Origin of the sequence: Cupriavidus necator N-1, assembly GCF_000219215.1 — a bacterium.
Classification (GTDB): domain Bacteria; phylum Pseudomonadota; class Gammaproteobacteria; order Burkholderiales; family Burkholderiaceae; genus Cupriavidus; species Cupriavidus necator.
This window is the reverse complement of the sequence record NC_015723.1, coordinates 328297-350166: the sequence shown is the minus strand read 5'-3', so window position 1 is coordinate 350166 and position 21870 is coordinate 328297. Positions and strand designations below refer to the sequence as shown.

The window sequence follows — 21870 nt, the reverse complement described above, 5'->3', positions numbered from 1 at the left end:
GTAAAAGGTACTTCATGCGCGTGGCATCGGCGATACATGCGGGCGCCTGGATCAGCTATGGTGGCCGGATCCGCAAGCTTCCCCCGGCCAGCACTTCATCGGGAAACAGCGCATCCGTCGCCAGGGACGTCCAGTACTGCTCCGGCTTCTGACTCAGGCGGCCTGTGCCATGCCCGAGCGCGAGGCAAGGAAAGTCAGGAAGGCTGCGACGAGCAACAGCGCGGCGCTCGCCACGAACGTGGTCTGGTAGCCGCTGATGTCGAACAGCAGGCCGCCAAGGGTGGAGCCCAGTGCGATGGCCAGCTGAATCACGGCCACCATCGACCCGCCGACGGCTTCGGCGTTCTTCGGCATGGTCCGGGCGATCCAGCTCCACCAGCCAACCGGAGCCGCAGTAGCCGCCAGCCCCCAAAGACCCAACAGCGCCGCGACCGCTGCGACCAGCCGCCAAAGGGGATCAGCGCCAAGGCGATAACCGCCATCAACAGTGGGATGGAGATCAGGGTGCGGTACACCCCCCGCTTCAGGAACATGACCAATGAGCGTGGTGCCGATGAAGCCTGCAACACCGATGGTCAGCAGAACGAGCGACAACGCGGACATGCTGACATGCGTCACGCCTTCAAGGAACGGCCGCACATACGTGAACAACGCGAACTGCCCCATGAAGAAGGCGCCGCAGGCAGTCATGCCGAGAGCCGCACCGCGGCTCTTGAACAGCCTGAGGACGTTGCCAGAGGCGGCTGCGCGCGATTCAGCCTGCATTGAAGGCAGGCAGGGATATCGTGGCGGATCGCTTCAACGCAGGGGTGCGGCTGGGCGACACCATCGACAAGGACATGATCGCCGTGCCCATCGGCCCCAGGCTGCGCATGGCCGTGGTGGCCGCGCCGTCTTACTTCGCCGGGAATCCGGCTCGCAAGACACCACGTGATCTGCCAGCGCACCGCTGCATCAATCTCCGGTTTCCAACGCACGGAGGCTTGTCCGTCTGGGACTTCGAGCGCCGTGGCCGTCAATTGAAGGTGCGCGTCGACTGCCAGGTCGTTTTCAACACCACGCCGCATATCGTGATGGCCGCGCTTGAGGGGCTGGGCGTCGCCTTCCTCCCGGAAGAGGAATTCGCACCCCACGTCGAGGCAGGGCGGCTGGGACGCGTGCTGGAAGACTGGTGCCCTCCGTTTGGGGGCTACCACCTGTACTACCCCCGCCGCCGCCAGGCATCGCCAGCCTTTTCGCTGGTGGTGAACGCACTTCGCGTTGGCGGGTCGGCCCGCCGCTAGCGTCGAAGGGAGCGCGGCGGGCGACAGCCGGCTGCCAGGCCACAGTGAAACGACATGCATGCGATGCCGCGAGCGCTCCTGAATCCGCCTGACCGCCGGTCGCCGCGCGGGAGTAGCGGCTACAAGTCAACCGAAACAGGCCTTACACTTATCCAGGACCAGTCCCCCCATGAACCGGCCTCTATGCCAGGCCAAAGCTCGATCGGCGTGGACAGTCATGCTCGTCAGGTAGTCGGCCATTGCGGTCACCCACCCGCTCGCATCCCGTACTTGTGGCCATTGCTTCCGAGCCAAACCGCTCATTCCCAGGGCAAAGGAGAAGCCATGGAAGAGATCGCAAATACCACAGTCTTGTTCATCGCAGGCTTTGGCCCGATTGTTCGTGAAGCGGAGGCAAGCCGCAAGCTGTACAGCCAGACCTTCGGCATCCCCTTCAATGAGGAGAAAGGCGGTTACCTTCATACGGAGGCTCTGCAAGGAGCGAACAGCTTCGCCCTGTGGCCGCTTTCTGAGGCAGCTCAGTCCTGCTATGGCAGCGATTCGTGGCCTGGTGACGTTCCTATCCCGCAAGCCTGGATTGAGTTTGACGTTGATAACGTCGAAAGGGCTACGGCAGAGCTTGAATCACGAGGGTACCGAATGCTGGTCAGGAACAAGAAAGAGCCGTGGGGCCAGACCGTCAGTCGTTTCATCGGGCCGGAAGGGTTATTGGTAGGGATCACCTTTACCCCATCGATGCGAGAAGAGAAATAATGCTGGCCGCAATCAAGGCCGACGTTCCTTCCCATCGAGACGCGCGCAGGCAGTAATATGAGCGTTCCCTCCCTCCATTGGAAGTACCGTGATGCAAGTACTGGTTGACGCAGACGCCTGCCCGGTTGTCGTCAAGGAAATGTTGTATCGGGCCGCACAACGTGTCGAAGTGTGCGTCACGCTGGTTGCCAACCAGTACATGCGCACGCCGCCTTCGCGCTTTATCAAGGCACTGCAAGTGCCTGCGGGCTTCGACGTCGCCGATGACCGTATCGTCGAACTGGTCAGCAGCGGGGACCTCGTGATTACCGCGGACATCGTTCTTGCCGCCGCCGCCCTTGACAAGGGCGCCTATGTGCTCGACCCGCGAGGGAGCTGGTTTAGCCGTGAGAATATCCAGGAGCGCCTGACGATGCGCGAGGTGATGGAACAACTCCGCAGCTCGGGCGTGGATACCGGCGGACCGGCACCGTACGCTCCGCAGGATAGCAAGGCGTTCGCTGGCCAATTGGACCGCTTCCTGGCACGCCATGCGCCGCCAGGTGCCGTCGCCTGAGACTTGCTAGCCATAGCAACGCAGTAGTGGGGCCGGCGATGATCGTCTATTGCGCCGATGCCGCCGATGTCAGCCGTGCCGTGACGTTTGCCCGGTCTGGCGGCTATCTGGTGGCGGTGTGCAGCGGAGGCCATAACGTCGCCGGCTTGTCCGTCTGCGACGACGGCATCGTGATCGATCTGGCGCGCCTGAAACGGATCGAATTCGATCCGGTACACCGCATTGCGCGTGCGGGTGCAGGCCTGAGCCTGGGCGAATTCGACCGCGCAACCCAGTCGCACGGGCTGGCGACGACGATGGGGGTCAACAGCGATACTGGTATCGCCGGGCTGACGCTTGGCGGCGGCTTCGGCAGGCTAGGCCGCAAGCATGGCCTGGCATGCGATAACCTGATCGCGGCCGAGATCGTGCTGGCCGATGGCCGCATGCTCAGAGCCAGTGCCACCGAGAACGCGGACCTGTTATGCCTACGCGAACGCGCCTGGCGGCATGCCACTGCTGGTTTTGAAGCAGGTTGGCGGGGCGATCGCCCGGGTCCCGAGGACGGAGACACCCTACGTAAACCGCGATGCGCTCTACGACTGCTTCCCCATCTCGATCTGGGACGATCCGGCAGACGATGAAGCGAATGTACGGTGGGCGCGCGAAACGTGGGACGCTATCCGGCCGTTCTCGACGGGCGCGGTTTATGCGAATAATCTGGGCGGGGAGGGAGAGGACAGGGTACGGGCCGCCTATGGGGAAAACTACCAAAGGCTCGTCGAGATCAAGAACAAATACGACCCGGCCAACTTCTTTCGTCTGAACCAGAATGTCCGGCCCGGGCCGGTGCGCGGGCTCAACATCGAATCCACCGACATCTGACTCACGGCGCCGGCGATGCCAGCGGCTTCCCCTTCTCGACCACGTACACGCCAAGCACCCGCGTCGCCGTGCTACCGCTGTTGTGGGCGTCATGCACCACGCCGGCAGGCACTACGAACGATTCACCGGCCTTGACCGTGCGTGGCGACTGGCCGTCGATCAGGAGTTGCGCCTCGCCTTCCATAACGTAGCTGATCTCGTCTCCGGGATGCGTATGACGCCCGGCATAGGCGCCTGGCGCCACCTCCACGCGCGCGACCACGGCTTCGCGACCTGGCACGGATACGTCGGCCCGTCCGACCAAGGTGCGGGTCAGGCCCGAACTCTGCGCCAGCGCGCTAGCTGCCATCAATGCCACGGCGCCGAACATGGCCAAATGCTGGTAGTGCATGACGTCTCCTCGAAATTATTTCGGATTTTCGGAGATGGGTATCCCATCTAGTCCCAGCGGACTTTCATATACAGCGATTCGCTAACGTGATGCATGTCTTGGTCCCTGCGTCGGCCTGGCAGCGGCGAAGCCGTCAATTGCGGAGAGTCTTTTCGCCAAAGCCTTCATGGTATGTACGAAACCGAACGGAATTGGCGACGCAACGTGAGACCGTAGCGCTCAGCGCAAGCATTGATATCACCGTGGAGACGCCCTCCCTCCTCAACCGCAGCAGCGGAATCCGACAAAGAGGTCGCCGCGGTGCGGCAGGTAGAAGTTCCGGTAGCGAGGATGCTGCATGCGGGCATGGGTGGCGAACGATCCGCCGCGAACGGAGCGATGCGTGTGAAACCAGGGGGCGGAATATTCCTGGTAGGGGTCGGGCGAGAACCCTGCATAGGGCACGAAAGGATCAGCCGTCCATTCCCACACGGCGCTACCCCAGCGGATCAGGTCATGCGTTGCCGCATACTCCCATTCGGCTTCCGTGGGCAAGCGCTTGCCGGCCCAGCGGCAATAGGCTTCCGCCTCGTAGGCATTGATATGACACACCGGCTGTTCGGCCGGCAGCGGCACCCACTGCCCGAACCAGCGCAACGCCCATTGCCCCGCGATGCCGCCGGCTGTCCGGCGCCAGCGCAGCGGATGCGCCAGCCCGCTCTGTTGCAGCCATGCGCGTCCGTCGTCGGACCACCATTGACGGTCGCGGTAGCCGCCTGCGGCCACGAATTCCGCAAATGCGGCATTGCTTTCGCAAGTGCGATCGATGCGGAACGGGGCGATGTGGACCGGGTGGGACCACTTCTCATTGTCGAAGACGAACCCGTCGCCTCCGATGGGTGACCCCATCTGGAACGTGTCGCCGCCTGCGGCTGCCGAGCCGGCGCCTGGCGCAATGGAAGGCATGCCGAGCGGGGCATGCAGCGGATAATCGAGCGTCTGGCGCATATAGGTCAGCGCCTCCGCATGCATGTCTTCGTGGAACAAGGCGAGCCGGAAAAAATAGAGCGCAGCGTCGGTATCGTCCGACGTGGCGAGCCTGGCGCGAACGTGCTCCAGCACGGCGGCTGCGTAGTCGCGAATCTCGGGGAGCCGGGGCAGCGCAAGATGCCATCGATCCCGGTGGGCGACGCGCATGGAATCGAAGAGGCGGTCGGCGTCCGCCAGCATGGACGGGAGGCTGGCCACCCAGCGGCCGTCCTGACCGGCACGCGGCTCCCGCAGCACCCATAGCTCCGTGAACCAGGCGATATGGGCATACTCCCACAAGGGCGGATTGATTCCTGCATCGTAAGGAACCTGCCATTGGGACGGCGATAGCTCCTGAAGCAGGCCCCACGTGCGCCGGTGCGCCTCGGCAAACGCCGCATCCAGCTCGAACTTGTTTATCCTTCTTGCTGCTGCCCCCTCAGAACCTATCGTCATGCGTCCTCCCAAGGCCACCGTCGCAATTATCAGTCCGGCGCTGCGCAAAGCCAACAATGGCAACTGGCAAACCGCCAATCGCTGGGCCCGGTTCCTGCAGGGGGACTACGATGTCACACTGGCCGCTGAATGGTCGACGGCCAGCCAGGGCGGCGCCCTGCCCGACTGCCTGATCGCCCTGCACGCCCGACGCTCGGCCGAGTCCATCGCCAGGTTCGCCGAGGCTTGTCCGGATCGTCCGCTAATCGTCGTGCTGACCGGCACCGATCTGTACCGCGACATCCGCACCGATGCATCAGCCCAGCGCTCGCTCGCACTCGCCACCCATCTGGTGGTGCTGCAGGACGAAGGGCTCGCCGAACTGGCGGCCGCGCATCGCGCCCGGTGCCGGGTGATCTACCAGTCTGCCCCGGCATGCGCACCCGCGGCGCCCAGCCAGGATCACTTCGACGTCGTGCTGGTCGGCCACATGCGGGCGGAAAAAGACCCGCTGACGCCCATGCGCGCCCTTTCGCTGCTTCCCCACGATTCGCGCGTGCGCCTGATCCATATCGGTGGCGCGCTGGATGACGCATATCAGCAGGCGGCCCTGGCGCTGGAAGCACAAGCCTGGCCCGGCGTGCGGCGCTATGTCTGGCTCAGAAACCTGCCCCATGACCAAACCCGGCAGCACATCCGACAAGCACAGGCCATGGTGATCTCCAGCGCCATGGAAGGCGGCGCCAACGTGATCACCGAGGCCGTCGCCAGCGGCGTGCCGGTGCTGGCCAGCCGCATCCCGGGCAACTTCGGCATGCTGGGCCGTGACTACGAAGGCTATTTTCCGTTGGGTGACGCCGCGCAATTGGCGCTGGTGCTGGAACGCACCAGCCGGGACGCCGGGTTCCTGAACCGCCTGCGGCAGCAATGCGCACTTCGCGCACCGCTGTTTGCGCCGGCGCGGGAACGGGCGGAAGTGAGTAAACTTGTCGCCGACGCCTTGAAACCAGAATGACCCGGAGCCCCGCAGTGGACCAGCCAAACAACGCAAAGATCAAGCTCACCGCCTTCTCCCACGGCGGCGGGTGTGGGTGCAAGATCGCCCCCGGTGTGCTTTCCGAAATCCTCAGGAATTCGGTCGGCTTCCCTGCTCCGGCAGCACTGCTGGTCGGCAAGGAAACCAGCGACGACGCGGCGGTCTACCAGCTCAATGACAGCCAGGCCCTGATCGCCACCACGGACTTCTTCATGCCGGTGGTGGACGATCCGTACGATTTCGGGCGTATCGCCGCCACCAACGCCATCTCCGACGTCTACGCCATGGGCGGAACCCCGATCATGGCGCTGGCGCTGGTCGGCATGCCTATCGAGAAGCTGCCGCCTGAGGTCATCGGCAAGATCCTCGAAGGCGGGGAATCGATCTGCGCCCAGGCGGGCATCCCGGTCGCGGGCGGCCACACCATCGATTCCCTTGAGCCGATCTACGGGCTGGTGGTCCTTGGTCTGGTGCACCCGAATCGGGTCAAGAAGAACAGCGGCGCCGAGGCGGGCGACAAGCTGATCCTCGGCAAGCCGTTGGGCGTGGGCGTGTTGTCCGCCGCGGTGAAGAAGGACAAGCTCGACGCGGCCGGCTATCAAGACCTGATTGCCTGCACCACCAAACTCAACACGCCCGGCCGACTGCTGGCCGAAGTGCCGGGTGTCCACGCGCTGACCGACGTGACCGGCTTCGGCCTGCTCGGCCACCTGCTGGAACTGTGTCGTGGCGCGGGCGTCGGCGCCCGGCTGGACATGGGGCGGATTCCGCTGCTGCCGCGGGTTGAGCGCATGGCCGCCGAAGGGCTGGTGACCGGCGCATCGGGGCGCAACTGGGTCAGCTACGGCAGCGAGGTGGACCTGTCCACGTCGGTCACGCCAAGCCAGAAGGCACTACTGACCGATCCCCAGACCAGCGGCGGCTTGCTGGTGTCGTGCGCACCGGAAGCCGTGGACGAGATCCTGGAGATCTTTCGCCGGGACGGCTTCGCAGACGCTGCGGTGATCGGTGAAATGACGCAAGGAGCCGCCCGTGTTGCCGTTGCTTAAGCGCCTTGCCGCGCTGACCCTGCTGGGCTTTGCCGGCCTCGCCGGTGCCCAGGCTGTCCTGAAGGTCTCGGCCATTCCCGACGAGTCCCCCACCGAGCTGCAGCGCAAGTTCGCGCCGCTCGGCAACTACCTGGAGAAGGAAACCGGCATGAAGGTGAAGTTCGTGCCCGTCACGGACTACGCTGCGGTGGTCGAATCGCTGGCCACCGGCAAGATCGACATGGCGTGGCTGGGCGGCTTTACCTATGTGCAGAGCAAGATCCGGACGAAGGGAGCCACCATCCCCATCGTCCAGCGCCAAGAAGATGCCGCGTTCACCAGCAAGTTCATCACCGCCAACAGCGCGATCAAGTCGCTGGCCGACCTCAAAGGCCACACCTTCGTCTTCGGCGCGCCGTCCTCTACCTCCGGCCACCTGATGCCACGGCACTTCCTGCTGCAGGCCGGCATCGACCCGGACAAGGACTTCAAGACGGTCGCCTATTCGGGCGCCCACGATGCGACGGTGGCTTTCGTGCAGGCCGGCAGGGCCGACGCCGGCGTGCTCAATGCCTCGGTGTGGGACAAGCTGGTTGAGCAGCATAAGGTGGATCCCGCCAAGGTCAGGGTATTTGCCGTCACACCGCCCTACTACGACTACAACTGGACCGTGCGCGGCGGGCTCGATCCGGCCTTGCGCAAGAAGCTGACCGAAGCGTTCCTGCGACTTGACCCGGCCAATCCCGAGCAGCGGGAAATCATGGCATTGCAGCGGACCGCCAGGTACATCCCCACCCGACCGGAAAACTACGCCGGCATCGAGGCCGCAGCCCGCGCCGCGGGCCTTATCCAATGATGCCGGTCTGATGAGCTTCCGCCTGGACGCCGCCAGCGTCAGCTACGCCAACGGACAGCGTGCGCTCAGCCAGATCACACTGGCGGCCAGCCGCGGCGAGCCCATCGCCGTCATCGGTCCGTCGGGAGCCGGCAAGACCTCCTTGCTGCGCTTGCTGGCAACGTCGCTGCGGCCAAGCGAGGGCCGTGTGGAGGTGCTGGAGCAAAGCCCCTGGGCGGTGTCCGCCGCACGCCTGCGGCAATTGCGCTGCCGCATCGGCATGGTGCACCAGGCGCCGCCGATGCCGCCGCGCCAGCGGGTGATCACCGCCATCCTTGCCGGCCGCCTGGGCGTCTGGCCCGGCTGGAAATCCTTGCTGTCGCTGGTCTATCCGGCAGACATCGATGGTGCCGGTGAACAGCTCGCCCGCCTTGAGCTGGCCGACCGCCTGTTCGACCGGTGCGACCAGCTCTCGGGCGGCCAACTGCAGCGCGTGGGCGTCGCCCGCGTGCTTTACCAGCGCCCGGAATTGATCCTGGCGGACGAACCGGTCTCGGCAATGGACCCGGTGCTGGCCAACCTTACCCTGGGCGAGCTGCGCAGGGAAGCGGATACACGCGCGGTGCCCCTGGTCGCCAGCCTGCACGCAGTGGATCTGGCGCTGCGCTGGTTTCCCCGCATCGTCGGCTTGAAGGCGGGCGAGATCGCCTTCGACCTGCCGGCCGAGCGCGTGACCGACACGCTGCTGCGCGAACTCTATGCCTCCGAAAGCGCGTCACCCCCGGTACAAGGCAGCCAGGCCCTGATGAGCATCGCGGCAGGTGCGAGCGCCGCCATCGATGGCGATACCCCATCCAGGCCGGCGTGCCGATGACCACCCACCCGCGCGATCCTCAGGCGCTGCAGCGCGCAAGCGGCCTGGTGCTCGCGCTGCTTCTGCTGTGGCCATTGTTGCGGCTGTCCCGGTTCAGCCCTTCAGCCTTGTTCGACACCGAAAACCTCAAGGTGATGGGCGCCTTCGTGCGCAACTTCCTTCCGCCCGAGGTTTCGCCCGGATTCCTCGGGCTTGTGGTCAACGCCACGCTGGAAACGCTGGCGATCGCCACCGCGGGCATTGCGCTCGCCTTTGTGATCGCAACACCTCTGGCCGTGGCCATGACGGGCAGCCTGTCGGTGTCGCGCATCGGCCCCGGCCGGGGACGCAAGCCGCGCATGGCGGTTCGCGCTGGCGTGCGCACCCTGGTGCTGCTGCTGCGCGGGGTGCCGGAACTGGTGTGGGCGCTGGTCTTCGTGCGTGCTCTCGGCCTGGGGGCGACGGCGGGCGTGCTCGCTCTGGCCATCACCTATGGCGGCATGCTGGCAAAGGTCTATGCGGAAATCCTAGAATCCAGCGACAAACGCGCCGTGGATGCCCTGTTTGGCAGCGGAAGCGGGCGCCTGGCGGCACTGTTCTATGGGCTGCTTCCCCATGCCGCGCAGGAGCTGGTCTCGTACACCGTCTACCGCTGGGAATGTGCCATCCGGGCTTCCGTGGTTATGGGTTTCGTTGGCGCCGGCGGGCTTGGGCAGTTGATGGACCAGGCCGTGAAACTGCTCAACGGCGGGGAAGCCGCGACCATCCTGCTGGTGTTCCTGCTGCTGGTTCTGCTGGCGGACGCGCTCAGCGCGCGCCTGCGCAAGCTGATCGACTGAATCATGGCGCACAAGGTCAAGGCCGCTCAATTCTGCATGCGCTGCCTGCTCACCCTGATCGCGTTGGCCGCCGCGGTTTCGGGCAGCTTCGCGTATCTGTCGCTCGACCTGAGCCAGCTCTTGTCCGCGGACGCTGCAGCCGAGATGGGGCGCTTCCTGCTGACGTTCTTCCCGCCGGAGCTGTCATCCGCTTTTTTGGCCAGAACCGCTGGCGGCATGCTCGAAACGCTCGCGGTTTCCGCCGTGGGCACGCTGTGTGCGGCGGTGCTGGGTTTTGGCCTGGCACTACCGGCTTCCGGGCTCTACGGCGATGCGCTGCGCACGTTGTCGCGCTTGCTACTGAACGTGTTGCGCTCGATTCCCGAGCTGGTATGGGCAGCCCTGACCGTGCTCGCCGTCGGCCTTGGACCGTTTGCCGGCACCCTCGCCCTGGCACTGCATACCGCGGGCGTGCTCGGTCGCCTGTTCGCCGAGGCGCTGGAGAATGCGCCGCGCGCACCCGCGCGCGCGCTGACGGAAGGGGGCACTCCTGCCGTGCTGGTCTTCATGTATGGGACGCTGCCCTGCGTATGGCCCCAGTTCCTGGCCTACATCCTGTACCGCTGGGAAACGAATATCCGCGTGGCGGCAATCCTTGGCTTTGTCGGCGCCGGCGGGCTTGGGCAGATGCTGTATTTCGAGCTGTCCCTGTTCCATCTGCCCCAGGCTTGCACGGTGATCATCGCCATGCTTGCCCTGGCGGCCGTGGTCGACACAGCCAGCGCGATCATGAGGGCTGGCTGGCATTCGTGAAGAGCGCCGGCGACGCTTGCGGTTACTTCCTGCGTCCAGGAATCCATGCCGCTCGCGCCTGGAAAAATTGCCAGATCCCACCGCGCAGATCGGCGAAGAACAAAAAAAGCCGCTCCTAAGAGCGGCCTTCTCGGCAAACGGACTAGCGCTTCACCCCGGGATCAGTCATCCAGCAACGACAAGTCCCGCACCGCACCCTTGTCCGCCGACATCACCAGCTTGGCGTAGGCCTTCAGCGCAGCAGACACCTTGCGCGGACGCTGCTTGGCCGGCTTCCACCCCTTGGCGTTCTGCGCCTCGCGGCGGCTCGCCAGTTCCTCGTCGGGCAGCAGCACGTTGATGGTGCGATTGGGAATGTCGATGCGGATCTTGTCCCCATCGCGCACCAGGCCGATGGCGCCGCCGGCCGCAGCTTCGGGCGAGCAGTGGCCGATGGACAAACCCGAGGTGCCGCCGGAGAAGCGGCCGTCAGTCAGCAGCGCGCAGGCCTTGCCCAGGCCCTTGGACTTGATGTAGCTGGTGGGGTAGAGCATTTCCTGCATGCCGGGGCCGCCCTTGGGGCCTTCGTAGCGCACGATCACCACGTCGCCGGCCTTGACCTTGTCATTGAGGATGTTCTCCACCGCCTCGTCCTGCGATTCGGTGACGTGGGCCGTGCCTTCGAACACGAGGATGCTCTCGTCCACGCCGGCGGTCTTCACCACGCAGCCGTCGAGCGCGATATTGCCCCTCAGCACCGCCAGGCCGCCTTCCTTGGAGAAAGCGTGCTCGTAGGAGCGGATGCAGCCCTCGGCGCGGTCCAGGTCCAGGCTGGGCCAGCGCGTGTTCTGGCTGAACGCCACCTGGGTGGGAATGCCCGCCGGGCCGGCCAGGTAGAAGTTCCTGACGGCTTCGTCCTGGGTGCGGCTGATGTCCCACTGCTCCAGCGCGTCCTTGAGCGTGGGGGCATGCACCGTGGGCACGTCGGTGTGCAGCTTGCCGGCGCGCTCCAGCTCGCCCAGGATGGCCATGATGCCGCCCGCGCGGTGCACGTCTTCGATGTGGTACTTGTTGGTGTTGGGCGCCACCTTGCACAGTTGCGGCACGACGCGCGAGAGACGGTCGATATCGGTCATGCTGAAGTCGATGCCCGCCTCGCTCGCGATCGCCAGCAGGTGCAGGATGGTGTTGGTGGAGCCGCCCATGGCGATGTCCAGCGTCATGGCGTTCTCGAACGCCTTGAAGCCTACCGAGCGCGGCAGGACGCGCGCGTCTTCCTGCTCGTAGTACTGGCGGGCCAGTTCCACGATGCGGCTGCCAGCGCGCTTGAACAGCTGCTCGCGGTCCGCGTGGGTGGCCACCACCGTGCCGTTGCCGGGCAGCGACAGGCCCAGCGCCTCGGTCAGGCAGTTCATGGAGTTGGCGGTGAACATGCCCGAGCACGAACCGCAGGTGGGGCAGGCGGAGCGCTCCACCTCGGCCACATCAGCGTCGGAATAGGCGCTGTCGGCGGCGATCACCATGGCGTCCACCAGGTCGAGCTTCTTGAACTCCATGGCCTTGGTGACGGGGTTGGCCAGGCGCGTCTTGCCGGCTTCCATCGGGCCGCCGGAGACGAAGATCACCGGGATGTTGAGCCGCATGGCGGCCATCAGCATGCCGGGGGTGATCTTGTCGCAGTTGGAGATGCACACCATGGCGTCGGCGCAGTGCGCGTTGACCATGTATTCCACCGAGTCCGCGATGATGTCGCGGCTGGGCAGCGAATACAGCATGCCATCGTGGCCCATGGCGATGCCGTCATCGACCGCGATGGTGTTGAACTCCTTGGCCACGCCGCCCGCGGCTTCGATCTCGCGCGCGACCAGCTGGCCCAGGTCCTTCAGGTGCACGTGCCCGGGCACGAACTGGGTGAAGGAATTGACCACCGCAACGATGGGCTTGGAGAAATCTTCGTCTTTCATGCCGGTGGCGCGCCACAGGGAGCGCGCCCCCGCCATGTTGCGGCCGGCGGTGGAGGTTTTGGAACGGTATGTGGGCATTTTATTGCTGAAGAAATATCGCAGAAAGGAAGCGGGCCACGGGAATAAGGGCCCTTGCGCGCCCGTGCGAACAACCTCTTGAGCTGCGCCCTGGGCAAAGGGGCAATTATCCCACACCGCCGGGGCTGTCTTGCCACCACGCACCTGTCCCGCCTGAGCCCCCACTGACGGCGAGAAGTTGCCTAGGCTAGACGGATCCCGATAACGCTGTGGGAGGACCGGACATGGCTGCCACGAAATCCACCCGCCGGCCGGCAAAGGGCCGCGCCAAAGCTGGCACCAGCAAGGGACGGCGCTGGTCACAGCAGGTAACCGAGCACAGCGACGCGCTGGACCTCGAACCGCACCTCTTCGCTTCGGACAATCCCGAGGAAATTGCCGCTTCGCTCAAGCGTTCCGCCGTGAGCAGCCGGCGCCGCAAGGGCACGGCGTTCCAGTCGGCAATGTCGATGCTCAATTTCTACATCAATCGCGCCGGCCGTCATCTGCCAAAGGCGCGTCGCGCCACGCTGGAAAAGGCCAAGGGCAAGCTGCGCGAAGCGTTCGGGCGGCCACCTTGAGCGGGCACTGCGCGCCCCGCCTTGCTTGCGCGACGGCATTTTCGCGCCAATGCTTGTTCCTATGTCACCTGCACGGAGCCTGATCATGGACAGAAAAAGCGAACTGCAAGCCACCGTGGACGCCCTGGCACAAGCGGGCAGAGGGTTGCTGGCAGCCGACGAGAGCGGCCCGACCATCGCCAAGCGGTTCGAACGCATCGGGGTGGAGTCGAGCGAGGAAAACCGCCGCGCGTGGCGCAACCTGCTCTTGTCGACCCCGGGTCTTGGCGAGTTCATCAGCGGCGTGATCCTGTACGAGGAAACCCTGGGCCAGCGAGCCGACGATGGCACGCCGCTGCCGGAACTGGCGGCGCGCCAGGGCATCGTGCCCGGCATCAAGGTGGACAAGGGCAAGATCGCGCTGGCCCTGGCACCCGGGGACGAGGTCACCGAAGGTCTCGACGGGCTGGCCAAGCGGCTTGCCGGCTATCGCCAGCAGGGCGCGCGCTTTGCCAAGTGGCGTGCGGTCTACAACGTGTCGGACAAGTTGCCGGGGTGGGCTGCCGTGCAGGCCAATGCGGAAGCACTGGCGCGCTATGCCGCGATCTGCCAGGAAGCGGGCGTGGTACCCATCGTCGAGCCCGAGGTGCTGATGGATGGCGCACACTCCATGGCCCGTTGTGCCGAGGTCACCGAGGCCGTGCTGCATGCAGTCTTTCATGCCTTGCACCGGCATGCGGTGGTGCTGGAACACATGCTGCTGAAGCCAAGCATGGTGCTGCCCGGCAAGGACGCCGGGCACGCGCCGCCGGCCGAGGTCGCCATGCAGACCGTCCAGGTGCTCAAGCGCACGGTGCCGGCAGCGGTGCCGGGCATCTTCTTCCTGTCCGGCGGCCAGACTCCCACCGAGGCCACCGTCAATCTGGACGCCATGAACCGGCTTGCCCCGCTGCCCTGGCGGCTGTCCTTCTCCTACGGGCGCGCCTTACAGGAACCGCCCCTGCTAGCCTGGCGTGGCGATGCCGCCAACGCGGCGCAAGCGCAACGGGCGCTGCTGCAGCGCTCACGGCTGAATGCCATGGCCTGCCTGGGGCAATACGACGCGGCGCAGGAGAACGCTGGCTGAGCTTGCCGATGCGCCTACGCCCCTTCGGCGTAGGCGCGCAGCCCCGCAGCCAGCGCGGCAAACGTCACCGCGCATCGCGCGCTCTCGCGCAGGTCCTCGTGCATCGCCACCCAGGTATCCATGGTCATCGAGAACTGGCTGGGCAGAACCCTGACCAGCCGCGGGTCCCGCGCCGCCAGCGCTGACTGGCACACGCCGATGCCAAATCCCGCGCGTATCGCGCCCAGCTGGGCCAGGTCGCTATCGGCACGGAAAGCCAGGGCGTCGCGCGAGAAGGCCTTGAACCTGGCCTGCAAGCGGCGGATAAAGGCGTTCTCCTGATCGAAGCCGATCGCCGCAAAACGGGACAGATCCGCCAGCGACTTCGGCACGCCATGGGATGCCAGATAACTTTCGTGGGCATGCAGACCCAGTTCGATCCCGCCGACGCGCGTGGCCACCAGCGCTGCCTGCTCGGGCCGGAACATCCGGACCGCGATATCCGCGTCGCGGCGCAGCAGGTCGTCGGCCTGGTTCGACAGCACCAGTTCGATTTCCAGTTCCGGATGCTCGTTGTGCAGCGCCGCCAGTATCGGCGGCAACACTTCGACGCCGATGACTTCGCTTGCCGACAGGCGCACCGTGCCACGCACGCCCGCTCCGTGGCCGCTGGCAACCCGCCGCATCGCCGCGGCCGTCGCGGCAATGCCAGCGGCATAGGGCTTCAGCTCATGCGCCGCGTCGGTCGGCGCGAATCCGTCGAATGAGCGGGTGAACAGCTTCAGCCCGAGGGCGGCTTCGAGACTGTCGATATGCCGGCCGACGGTCGGCTGCGTCAGGCCCATTGCCCGCCCGGCTGCGGACAGCGAGCCGGTCTCCAGCACATGAAGGAAGGCCCGGTACCACTCCCAGTCTGGTTCGCGCTTGGGCATGGCTATGCATTTATTTATAGTGACCAGCCGATTATAGGCAATTTCCTTTTAGCCCACGAGCTTGCAGACTGAAGCCGCTTTCAGCACTGGTGCCAACTCAAAAGGAGATTCGTCATGTCCAAAGTCGCTCTTTTCGGCGCAGCCGGCGCGATCGGGCAAAGCGTGGCCGCCGCGCTGCGCAGCAAGGGCCGGCCCTATCGCGTGGTCGGCCGCAGCGCGGGCAGCCTGCGCACAGCCTTCGGGACGGACCCGCTCGCCGAGGTCGTCACCTGGAATCCCGATTCGCCCGAGTCGGTGCAAGCCGCCGCCAGCGGCATCGAGACGCTGATCTACATGGTCGGCGTCAACTACTGGCAGTTCCAGCTGCACCCCGAGTTGATGCGCAAGACCCTGGATGGCGCCGTGGCCGCTGGCGTCAAGTACTTCATCCTGATCGGCACCGTCTATCCCTACGGCCGGGTCCAGACCGGCAACCCGGTCCGCGAAGACCATCCGCGCGAGCCGCACACGTTCAAAGGCCGCATGCGCAAGGCCCAGGAGGATCTGCTGATGCAGGCCGATGCCAGCGGGCGGATCCGCGCCACGGTGCTGCGGCTGCCTGACTTCTATGGCCCGGGCGTGCAAGCCAGCCTGCTGCACCGCGCCGCGCAGGCGGCCGTGAATGGTGGCACGGCTGACATGATCGGGCTCCTCGACCAGCCGCACGAATTCGTCTATGTGCCCGACGTGGGGCCAGTGGTGGCGCGGCTGATCGACACGCCGGCGGCCTTCGGCAAGATCTGGCACCTGGCGGGCGCCGGTGTCACGACGCAGCGCGAGCTGGTCTCGGAAATGGAACGGCAGACCGGGCGCACGCTGAAACTGCGCGTCGCCGGCAAGACGATGCTGCGCCTGCTGGGCCTGTTCAACCCGTTCATGCGCGAGCTGGTCGAGATGCATTACCTGATGACGGACCCGCTGGTCATGGACGACTCCGCGCTGCAGCGGCTGGTCGGGCCAATTCGCAAGACACCATATGTCGAGGGTATCCGCCAGACACTGGCCGCGGTACGGGAGACCCAGCCCACGGCAATCGCTGCCGCCTGACAGGCCATCATGAGCTACCCCCTGCCAGGGGCGCCGTATTCCGCATACGTCAAGGCTCGCGATCATGGCTCGCTCCGCTGCGCCATTGTTTCTATAGTCGTATGGGGCGCCAGGCCGAGCCTTCGTGGCATCGGTTGAAGCACGGGCCGCGCCGCCGAAAGACCCACGGCGTGCCGCCATGATCGGCGAGCCGTATTCATCCACGAACAGGAGTCCAGGTCATGAGCAACAAGCCTACGGTTGTGTTGGTGCACGGGTTCTGGGGCGGCGCCGCGCATTGGCGCAACGTCATCATTGAGCTGGCACGCAAGGGCTATACGTCCCTGCGCGCCGTGGAGCTCCCGTTGACTTCGCTGGCTGACGATGCCGAGCGTACCCGCAAGATGATTGCCCAGCAGGCAGGCCCTGTCCTGCTGGTGGGGCATTCATACGGCGGCGCCGTGATTACCCAGGTGGGTGACCAGCCGAATGTGATCGGGCTTGTCTATATCGCCGCCTTTGCTCCCGACGCGGGAGAGAGCCCCGGCGCAATCACGCAGCAGCATCTTCCTGCCGCAGCGCCGAACCTGGTGCCCGACAGCGATGGCTACCTGTGGCTCAACCCCGACAAGTTCCACGAGAGCTTCTGCCGGGATCTTTCGCCCGACGAAGCCCTGGTGATGGCGGTGACGCAGAAGGCGCCGCTTGCCAGCACCTTTGGCGATACCATCACTGCGCCGGCGTGGAAGAAAAAGCCGTCCTGGTACCAGGTCTCCAGCGAAGACCGGATGATCGCCCCGGAGAACCAGCAGAAGATGGCGGCCCGGCTCAATGCCAGGAAAGTCGTGACTCTGGCGGCAAGCCATGCTTCGCTGGCGTCCAAGGCAGCAGACGTCGCGGCCTTGATCGACGAGGCTGCAAGCGAGGCCATCAAGGCGTAGCCACTGCCGACTCTACTTGTCCACGTATGGGGCGGTGTTGATCAACAGGATTTTCTCGTACTCACTGATCTGCGCGACCCGGTGCAAAGTCGTTGAGCGAATCGTAGCCAACACTCGTGTAGAGATGGGGGCTGATGGCCAGCACCCCGACGTGGGCAAGCCCGATCGTAGAGACGTCCGTCAGTGCGTGCGCGCCATCGCCTCGGAATGCGAGGTGCGAATGTCCGTGGCGTTGAAATTTGCTCAACGATTTCTCTTCACCGCAGTCATGGCTTCGGCAAGCGCTTGGGAAAATATCGCGGCCGACTTCGTTCGGCTACAGCCAGGCCCCGGCCCATCCTCTGGTGCAAGAATTTTCGTCTGGAGGCAAGCACGAGCCCTTCATGCACCGGCACCCGCCTCGTCCTTCCAATCACCACCCAACGCCAACAATAGCGCAATGCGCTGGTTAAGATGGTTGGCCTGCACGTTGATAAGATCCATCTCGGCGGCCACGAGTGCCTGCCGCTGCTTCAGCACGCTCCGCGTATCCGAGGCGCCGATACCCGCGCGCGCCTCCTCTCGCAGCACCAGTCCACGGCTTTCATCCACCCGCTCCCGCAGTTGCCTGGTGCGCTCGTCATAACCGGATTCGGCCTGCAGTCCCGCCTCCACCTCGCTCAGTGCCTGCAGCGCGGTGTTGCCATAGGCGATCAGGGCGGCTTTCTCTTCGGCGCTGTAGTAGTCCGCCCTGGCCTTGAGCTCTCCACCCGTGAAGATCGGTGCGAAGAACGAACCACTGAGTCCCTTGATCGGGCTGCCGGCCTGGTTGAGCAGGAACACGTCGCTCCGGATGCCGGTGATGGCTGCGCTGATGGAAATGCCCGGCAGGCGCGCTGCCTCCGCCGACTGCCGCATATCGAAGGCCGCCGCAACACGGTGCGCCGACGCCGTCAGGTCGGGCCGACGCTCGACCAGGTTCGCCGGCAAGCCCGCAGCCGGGGCCGGGGGCATGGCCGGCAGTTCCGGCCCGGTCGCGATTTCTCCGGCGGGATAGCGGCCCAGCAGCAGTTCCAGCGCTTGCGCGGCCTGGCTTCTGGCCAGTTCGGCTTTCCCGATTGCGTCGCGTTGCGCGCGGAGCGCATTCCGCGCTTCCAGCAGCTCGGTCTCCGGTGCTATCCCGATCTCGACGCGCTGGCCGGTGATCCGCACCAGTTCATCCTGAATGGCGGCGATCTGCCGCAGTCGATCCTCCAGCGTCGCGTTCTGGATCAGCGTGAACCATGCCCTGGCAGTGGTCGCCGCGACCACGCGCTGGGCCCAGAGATAATCGTCCCTCGTGGCCGCATATTGCGATTCCGCAGCGCGCGACTGGGCGCGGATGCGTCCCCAGAGGTCGATCTCCCAGCTCGCGCCGATCGATAGGATCTGCGTTTCCGAATTGCCCGCCCTGCCCTTCACGCCTGCGCTCGGGAGCATACCGCTGCGCTGGATGGCGACCAGCGCCTGCGCCTGATGCACGCGCACCGCGGCCAGCCGGAGATCGCCGTTGTACGCAATGGCCTCCCGCACCAGCCGCTGCAGCTCGGCATCGTCGAAGGTCGCGAGCCAGCCATTTGCGGCGGCGCCGGCCGTTGCCGCGTTCGCCCACGTGGCCTGTCCTTCGAGCGCCGGCACGGCCTGGCGTCGAAGGGCCGCGCCCTCGGGCGGTGTCTGCAGGGCGCAGCCGCAAAGCATGGCGACCGGAAGCGCCAGCAGCAAGGTCTTCTTCAGTTGAAACGACGACACGGACTTCCCTCTTCCAAATCTCTGGCAAATCGAATCGAGTGAGCCTAGTGAAGCTTGAACACCAGGTAGTTCAGCTTGGAACTGACGCGCAGGAAGACCATGCGGATAATGTGAAACATCTCCATATGCTCCGTATAGATCGCGCCCGCTCCGACTGCCCCAACCGGAAGCATCAGCCCGCTAGATTGGTCGCGCAGATCGAGCTTGACCGCGAACCGGTTCGGCACCACCTCGGTGGCCCCGGTGTTCGGGATCATGCCGCCCTGCGCAATCTGGCCTTGCGATTGTGCCCAGACGATCGAATTGACTTTCGCCTTGATGATCTCGCCCGGATTCGTCGGCAGATAGATCTCGGCGCGATCGCCCTCCTTGACGTTGTAAAGCTCGTTCTGGTTGTAGAAGGCAACAACCTCCTGCGAATCCTCGACAAAACTGAACGCCGGCGAGAACGGGAACGGCACGAGCATGGTGCCCACGCGCACCTGCAGGTTCACGACCTTGCCATCGGAGGGCGCCCGGTAGACGGTCTGCTCAAGCTCCCATCGGGCGTTCTCGAGCATGACTTCGGTTTCCGCCCGCTTCGCGCGTGCCGTTGCAATGGCGGCAAACTCCCCCTGGCTTCTGGCCGACAGCTTCTGCCGGGCCTCATCCTCGGTGGCCTGCGCGCTGACCAGCTCGCCTTCCAGTTCACGCTGGCGGGTCAGTGCATCTTCCCGGTCGAACTTTGACCCGGCCCCCGCCGCAAGCAGCGCGTCATGCTCCTTGGCCCGCTGGCGGGCGAGCGACAGCCTGGCCTGCACAGTGCTGACCCGTCCAGCCGCGCCGCGCACCGATTCGCTGAGCTGGCGCGCCGATGCCTCGGCTTCAGCCAGCGCGGCATCGTCGGCCATCAGCCTGCCTTCGAGCTGCCTGACCGAGGCCTGATAGGGAGTCGGATCGATCCGCAGCAGGACATCGCCCTTCTTGTAGCGCCGGTTGCCTTCGGCCGGCAGTTCGACGATGCGGCCGCGGACCTGTGGCACCACCTGCAGGACCTTGCCCACCACCCGCACGTCATGGGAAGACGGGGCCACCACGTTGAGCGTAAGGACCAGCATCGTCATCGCAACCACGGGAATCGTAAACACGATGACCATCGACGTCGTGTTCCAAGGCAGCCATCTGAACTTGAAGAAAATCAGCCAGACGGCGAGCGCGTAGACACCAAGCAGCAGCGCATCCATTCAGATCTGCTCCTTTCCGGCGTGCTTGCCGCTGGCGATGTCCATCGCCGTGGATGCCCGCAAGGTGACGATGTTCCTCGGCCCGTAAGAGACTCCATGCCCAGCTACCTGCGTCGACGGCACCTTGTCATGGCCTGGCGCGTCATCGTCTTCCGGTGCCTTGTCTGTGCCGTACGCGGCCCGGTAGAACACGGGTTTCGTGTGCGCCCAGAGCCAGGCCAGTGGCCACAGCAAGCCCCCAAAGAAGAGCGACAGCAGGCATAGCGAATGGATGGCCTCCTTTTGCGGATGGCGCTTGCGATGTGCGATCTTCTCGGGCCAGATATGCAGCATCCAGAACAGGTAGACCCCTGCCACCGGCACGAAGAACAGAACCACCCAGGAGATGGCATTGGCCGCGGTCTCCAGGGCCTTGCCACTGAGTACGGATGCGAAAGCAGGTTCGCTCGATGCCAGCAGGCCGATGCCCGCCAGTAGATAGGGGCGCAGTTTCATCGAATTTTTTTGAGATGGAGCGTTGGCGCTCGGTTGCACAATGCACGGGCCGGTCAAGAGCCGGTTGCCTCGTTGCGCGGGCCGCCCCGGTAGGCGTCATCGCGCGCGTGTCCCGCGTGCCGGTGGGATGGTGATTCGTCCTCGCCTTCGTCCGCTGACGCAGCGTCGGCGTACAGAAGGTTGTACTTGCTGCTGGCGGGCTCGCCGGCAGCGCGGCAGACCGCGGGCTTCGAGGCAAGTCCGGCTTGCGCGCACGCATCGGGCTGATCTCGCAGACCCTTTGACTCCAGTCCGCGCGGGAGCTGCGCATATGCTTGCCCGGCGCCCGCGATCAGCAGCGCAATGCCAAAGGCCCGGACGGCCGGGCGGCAGTTGTTGATCATGTCTGCAGGTTCCTTCGATTGGATTCGGATGCCGACGACGTGCACCGGCGCAGCCGGTCACGTCTCGATGAGGCCCACACCTTATGGCAGCGGGCCGGTCGCGGCTATCAAAGAACTTCGAAAGTCCGGGTGCGCGGCATGGATCCGCTCTCGGTACGGCGGCGCTTTTCGAATTCCTTTGATAGCCCCCACGGCGTGACCGACCTACCCTGTTCCCCGTCGTACATCGCTCGGGTGTAGTCCAGGCTCGCCCGACCCGCAGAGCCCAATGAATGCTGTTTCCCCTATCGTTGCGGGCCTCGTCGCCGTCGCAGCCGCCAGCGCCCTGTCCGGGTGCGCAATCCCAACCGCCGAGACCTTGAGCCCGTTCCAGGAGCCGTGGCCATGGACGAAGCTCGTCGCCGTCAATCGGACCGATCACGATGTGCTGGCGGTGCGCGCCGGCCATTGCGAGACCGGGCCCTCGTTGCGGCAATCGCAATCCGCGCCTTCGTTCTGCTTCCTCGGCAAGAAGCCCGAGCGGCCCATTGCAATCACCTGGAACGATGCCGGCGCCGGTGCGCAACACACCTCCACGGTGCCGCTTCCGCCCCTGTGGCCAGAAGATCCCCGCCCCGAGGACTTGACAGGCGGCTACCTGTGCGTGCTGTTGCGCAATGATGCGCGAGTGAGCCTGACCGTCACCGCCAGCGCGCAAGCCTGCGCTGTTCTGTAGCGGATCGCGAT

At 65.2% G+C, this 21870-nt stretch carries 23 protein-coding genes and 2 pseudogenes; 16 read left to right on the top strand and 9 right to left on the bottom strand.

Annotated elements, in window-relative coordinates; all coding sequences use genetic code 11:
* Positions 1-153 precede the first annotated feature (153 nt).
* Positions 154-774: pseudogene (locus CNE_RS19695) on the bottom strand (MFS transporter); the annotation flags it as partial.
* A 2-nt stretch (positions 775-776) separates the two neighbouring features.
* Here CNE_RS19695 and CNE_RS19690 point away from each other — a divergent pair.
* The 5 genes and pseudogenes from CNE_RS19690 to CNE_RS42900 all read left to right on the top strand — a co-directional run.
* A pseudogene (locus CNE_RS19690) lies at positions 777-1283 on the top strand (LysR substrate-binding domain-containing protein); the annotation flags it as partial.
* 324 nt (positions 1284-1607) lie between these two features.
* Positions 1608-2036 (top strand): VOC family protein, encoded by a 429-nt coding sequence (locus CNE_RS19685; RefSeq protein WP_013952025.1) that lies wholly within the window; start codon positions 1608-1610, stop codon positions 2034-2036.
* Positions 2037-2127: 91 nt separating this feature from the next.
* The gene (locus CNE_RS19680; protein WP_041228526.1) at positions 2128-2592 is read left to right on the top strand and encodes a YaiI/YqxD family protein; all 465 of its coding nucleotides are present in this window, start codon (positions 2128-2130) and stop codon (positions 2590-2592) included.
* A 38-nt stretch (positions 2593-2630) separates the two neighbouring features.
* Entirely contained in the window at positions 2631-3215 is a 585-nt protein-coding gene (locus tag CNE_RS19675; protein WP_013952023.1) for an FAD-binding oxidoreductase, read from the top strand.
* Entirely contained in the window at positions 3097-3456 is a 360-nt protein-coding gene (locus CNE_RS42900) for a BBE domain-containing protein (RefSeq protein WP_249678751.1), read from the top strand. The genes CNE_RS19675 and CNE_RS42900 overlap by 119 nt, the downstream gene beginning before the upstream one ends.
* A gap of 1 nt (position 3457) precedes the next feature.
* Here CNE_RS42900 and CNE_RS19670 read toward each other — a convergent pair whose 3' ends face one another.
* Both CNE_RS19670 and senA read right to left on the bottom strand, forming a co-directional pair.
* Positions 3458-3847 (bottom strand): cupin domain-containing protein, encoded by a 390-nt coding sequence (locus tag CNE_RS19670; protein WP_013952022.1) that lies wholly within the window; start codon positions 3845-3847, stop codon positions 3458-3460.
* A 261-nt stretch (positions 3848-4108) separates the two neighbouring features.
* Positions 4109-5323 carry a selenoneine synthase SenA gene (senA, locus tag CNE_RS19665; protein WP_228772620.1) on the bottom strand — a complete coding sequence of 405 codons (1215 nt, stop codon included), beginning with the start codon at positions 5321-5323 and terminating at the stop codon, positions 4109-4111.
* Here senA and senB point away from each other — a divergent pair.
* The 6 genes from senB to phnE are packed head-to-tail and all read left to right on the top strand — an operon-like array spanning position 5310 to position 10673.
* A complete protein-coding gene (senB, locus tag CNE_RS19660; RefSeq protein ID WP_013952021.1) occupies positions 5310-6305 on the top strand; it encodes a selenoneine biosynthesis selenosugar synthase SenB in 996 nt (331 codons plus the stop codon). The two genes, senA and senB, sit on opposite strands and share 14 nt — an antisense overlap.
* The gene (selD, locus tag CNE_RS19655) at positions 6302-7375 is read left to right on the top strand and encodes a selenide, water dikinase SelD (protein ID WP_013952019.1); all 1074 of its coding nucleotides are present in this window, start codon (positions 6302-6304) and stop codon (positions 7373-7375) included. Before senB ends, selD begins: the two co-directional genes overlap by 4 nt.
* Entirely contained in the window at positions 7359-8210 is an 852-nt protein-coding gene (locus tag CNE_RS19650) for a putative selenate ABC transporter substrate-binding protein (RefSeq protein WP_013952018.1), read from the top strand. Before selD ends, CNE_RS19650 begins: the two co-directional genes overlap by 17 nt.
* Before the next feature lie 10 nt (positions 8211-8220).
* Entirely contained in the window at positions 8221-9063 is an 843-nt protein-coding gene (locus CNE_RS19645) for a phosphonate ABC transporter ATP-binding protein (RefSeq protein ID WP_013952017.1), read from the top strand.
* On the top strand, positions 9060-9881 hold the full coding sequence (locus CNE_RS42145) for a PhnE/PtxC family ABC transporter permease (protein ID WP_013952016.1): 822 nt from the start codon (positions 9060-9062) through the stop codon (positions 9879-9881). Before CNE_RS19645 ends, CNE_RS42145 begins: the two co-directional genes overlap by 4 nt.
* Before the next feature lie 3 nt (positions 9882-9884).
* Complete coding sequence (gene phnE, locus CNE_RS42140) at positions 9885-10673, top strand: phosphonate ABC transporter, permease protein PhnE (RefSeq protein ID WP_013952015.1); 789 nt, start codon at positions 9885-9887, stop codon at positions 10671-10673.
* A gap of 161 nt (positions 10674-10834) precedes the next feature.
* Here the strand turns inward: phnE and ilvD are convergent, their stop codons facing one another.
* Positions 10835-12694, bottom strand: a complete 1860-nt coding sequence (gene ilvD, locus CNE_RS19630) for a dihydroxy-acid dehydratase (protein WP_013952014.1) — start codon at positions 12692-12694, stop codon at positions 10835-10837.
* Positions 12695-12918: 224 nt separating this feature from the next.
* Here ilvD and CNE_RS19625 point away from each other — a divergent pair, with 224 nt between their 5' ends.
* Together CNE_RS19625 and CNE_RS19620 are read left to right on the top strand one after the other, a co-directional pair.
* Positions 12919-13254 carry a DUF3175 domain-containing protein gene (locus CNE_RS19625; RefSeq protein WP_013952013.1) on the top strand — a complete coding sequence of 112 codons (336 nt, stop codon included), beginning with the start codon at positions 12919-12921 and terminating at the stop codon, positions 13252-13254.
* A gap of 85 nt (positions 13255-13339) precedes the next feature.
* Positions 13340-14359 (top strand): class I fructose-bisphosphate aldolase, encoded by a 1020-nt coding sequence (locus CNE_RS19620; protein ID WP_013952012.1) that lies wholly within the window; start codon positions 13340-13342, stop codon positions 14357-14359.
* 14 nt (positions 14360-14373) lie between these two features.
* Here CNE_RS19620 and CNE_RS19615 read toward each other — a convergent pair whose 3' ends face one another.
* Positions 14374-15270 (bottom strand): LysR family transcriptional regulator, encoded by an 897-nt coding sequence (locus tag CNE_RS19615; protein ID WP_013952011.1) that lies wholly within the window; start codon positions 15268-15270, stop codon positions 14374-14376.
* A gap of 114 nt (positions 15271-15384) precedes the next feature.
* Here CNE_RS19615 and CNE_RS19610 point away from each other — a divergent pair, with 114 nt between their 5' ends.
* Both CNE_RS19610 and CNE_RS19605 read left to right on the top strand, forming a co-directional pair.
* The gene (locus CNE_RS19610; protein WP_013952010.1) at positions 15385-16356 is read left to right on the top strand and encodes an NAD-dependent epimerase/dehydratase family protein; all 972 of its coding nucleotides are present in this window, start codon (positions 15385-15387) and stop codon (positions 16354-16356) included.
* 221 nt (positions 16357-16577) lie between these two features.
* A complete protein-coding gene (locus CNE_RS19605) occupies positions 16578-17276 on the top strand; it encodes an alpha/beta hydrolase (protein WP_013952009.1) in 699 nt (232 codons plus the stop codon).
* A 381-nt stretch (positions 17277-17657) separates the two neighbouring features.
* Here the strand turns inward: CNE_RS19605 and CNE_RS19600 are convergent, their stop codons facing one another.
* The 4 genes from CNE_RS19600 to CNE_RS19585 are packed head-to-tail and all read right to left on the bottom strand — an operon-like array spanning position 17658 to position 21144.
* Positions 17658-19043 carry an efflux transporter outer membrane subunit gene (locus tag CNE_RS19600; RefSeq protein WP_013952008.1) on the bottom strand — a complete coding sequence of 462 codons (1386 nt, stop codon included), beginning with the start codon at positions 19041-19043 and terminating at the stop codon, positions 17658-17660.
* Positions 19044-19087: 44 nt separating this feature from the next.
* Positions 19088-20266, bottom strand: a complete 1179-nt coding sequence (locus CNE_RS19595; protein WP_013952007.1) for an HlyD family secretion protein — start codon at positions 20264-20266, stop codon at positions 19088-19090.
* Complete coding sequence (locus tag CNE_RS19590) at positions 20267-20761, bottom strand: DUF3302 domain-containing protein (protein ID WP_013952006.1); 495 nt, start codon at positions 20759-20761, stop codon at positions 20267-20269. It lies immediately after the preceding gene.
* A gap of 53 nt (positions 20762-20814) precedes the next feature.
* On the bottom strand, positions 20815-21144 hold the full coding sequence (locus CNE_RS19585) for a hypothetical protein (protein WP_041228524.1): 330 nt from the start codon (positions 21142-21144) through the stop codon (positions 20815-20817).
* Positions 21145-21412: 268 nt separating this feature from the next.
* Between CNE_RS19585 and CNE_RS19580 the strand changes: the two genes are divergently transcribed.
* Positions 21413-21859, top strand: a complete 447-nt coding sequence (locus CNE_RS19580) for a hypothetical protein (protein ID WP_013952004.1) — start codon at positions 21413-21415, stop codon at positions 21857-21859.
* Positions 21860-21870 lie beyond the last annotated feature (11 nt).

Coding starts and splice junctions, on each gene's coding strand:
- CNE_RS19685 (WP_013952025.1), top strand. CDS start 1,608: ATGGAAGAGATCGCAAATACCACAGTCTTGTTCATCGCAGGCTTTGGC.
- CNE_RS19680 (WP_041228526.1), top strand. CDS start 2,128: ATGCAAGTACTGGTTGACGCAGACGCCTGCCCGGTTGTCGTCAAGGAA.
- CNE_RS19675 (WP_013952023.1), top strand. CDS start 2,631: ATGATCGTCTATTGCGCCGATGCCGCCGATGTCAGCCGTGCCGTGACG.
- CNE_RS19670 (WP_013952022.1), bottom strand. CDS start 3,847: ATGCACTACCAGCATTTGGCCATGTTCGGCGCCGTGGCATTGATGGCA.
- senB (WP_013952021.1), top strand. CDS start 5,310: ATGCGTCCTCCCAAGGCCACCGTCGCAATTATCAGTCCGGCGCTGCGC.
- selD (WP_013952019.1), top strand. CDS start 6,302: ATGACCCGGAGCCCCGCAGTGGACCAGCCAAACAACGCAAAGATCAAG.
- CNE_RS19645 (WP_013952017.1), top strand. CDS start 8,221: ATGAGCTTCCGCCTGGACGCCGCCAGCGTCAGCTACGCCAACGGACAG.
- CNE_RS42145 (WP_013952016.1), top strand. CDS start 9,060: ATGACCACCCACCCGCGCGATCCTCAGGCGCTGCAGCGCGCAAGCGGC.
- phnE (WP_013952015.1), top strand. CDS start 9,885: ATGGCGCACAAGGTCAAGGCCGCTCAATTCTGCATGCGCTGCCTGCTC.
- ilvD (WP_013952014.1), bottom strand. CDS start 12,694: ATGCCCACATACCGTTCCAAAACCTCCACCGCCGGCCGCAACATGGCG.
- CNE_RS19625 (WP_013952013.1), top strand. CDS start 12,919: ATGGCTGCCACGAAATCCACCCGCCGGCCGGCAAAGGGCCGCGCCAAA.
- CNE_RS19620 (WP_013952012.1), top strand. CDS start 13,340: ATGGACAGAAAAAGCGAACTGCAAGCCACCGTGGACGCCCTGGCACAA.
- CNE_RS19615 (WP_013952011.1), bottom strand. CDS start 15,270: ATGCCCAAGCGCGAACCAGACTGGGAGTGGTACCGGGCCTTCCTTCAT.
- CNE_RS19610 (WP_013952010.1), top strand. CDS start 15,385: ATGTCCAAAGTCGCTCTTTTCGGCGCAGCCGGCGCGATCGGGCAAAGC.
- CNE_RS19605 (WP_013952009.1), top strand. CDS start 16,578: ATGAGCAACAAGCCTACGGTTGTGTTGGTGCACGGGTTCTGGGGCGGC.
- CNE_RS19595 (WP_013952007.1), bottom strand. CDS start 20,266: ATGGATGCGCTGCTGCTTGGTGTCTACGCGCTCGCCGTCTGGCTGATT.
- CNE_RS19590 (WP_013952006.1), bottom strand. CDS start 20,761: ATGAAACTGCGCCCCTATCTACTGGCGGGCATCGGCCTGCTGGCATCG.
- CNE_RS19585 (WP_041228524.1), bottom strand. CDS start 21,144: ATGATCAACAACTGCCGCCCGGCCGTCCGGGCCTTTGGCATTGCGCTG.
- CNE_RS19580 (WP_013952004.1), top strand. CDS start 21,413: ATGAATGCTGTTTCCCCTATCGTTGCGGGCCTCGTCGCCGTCGCAGCC.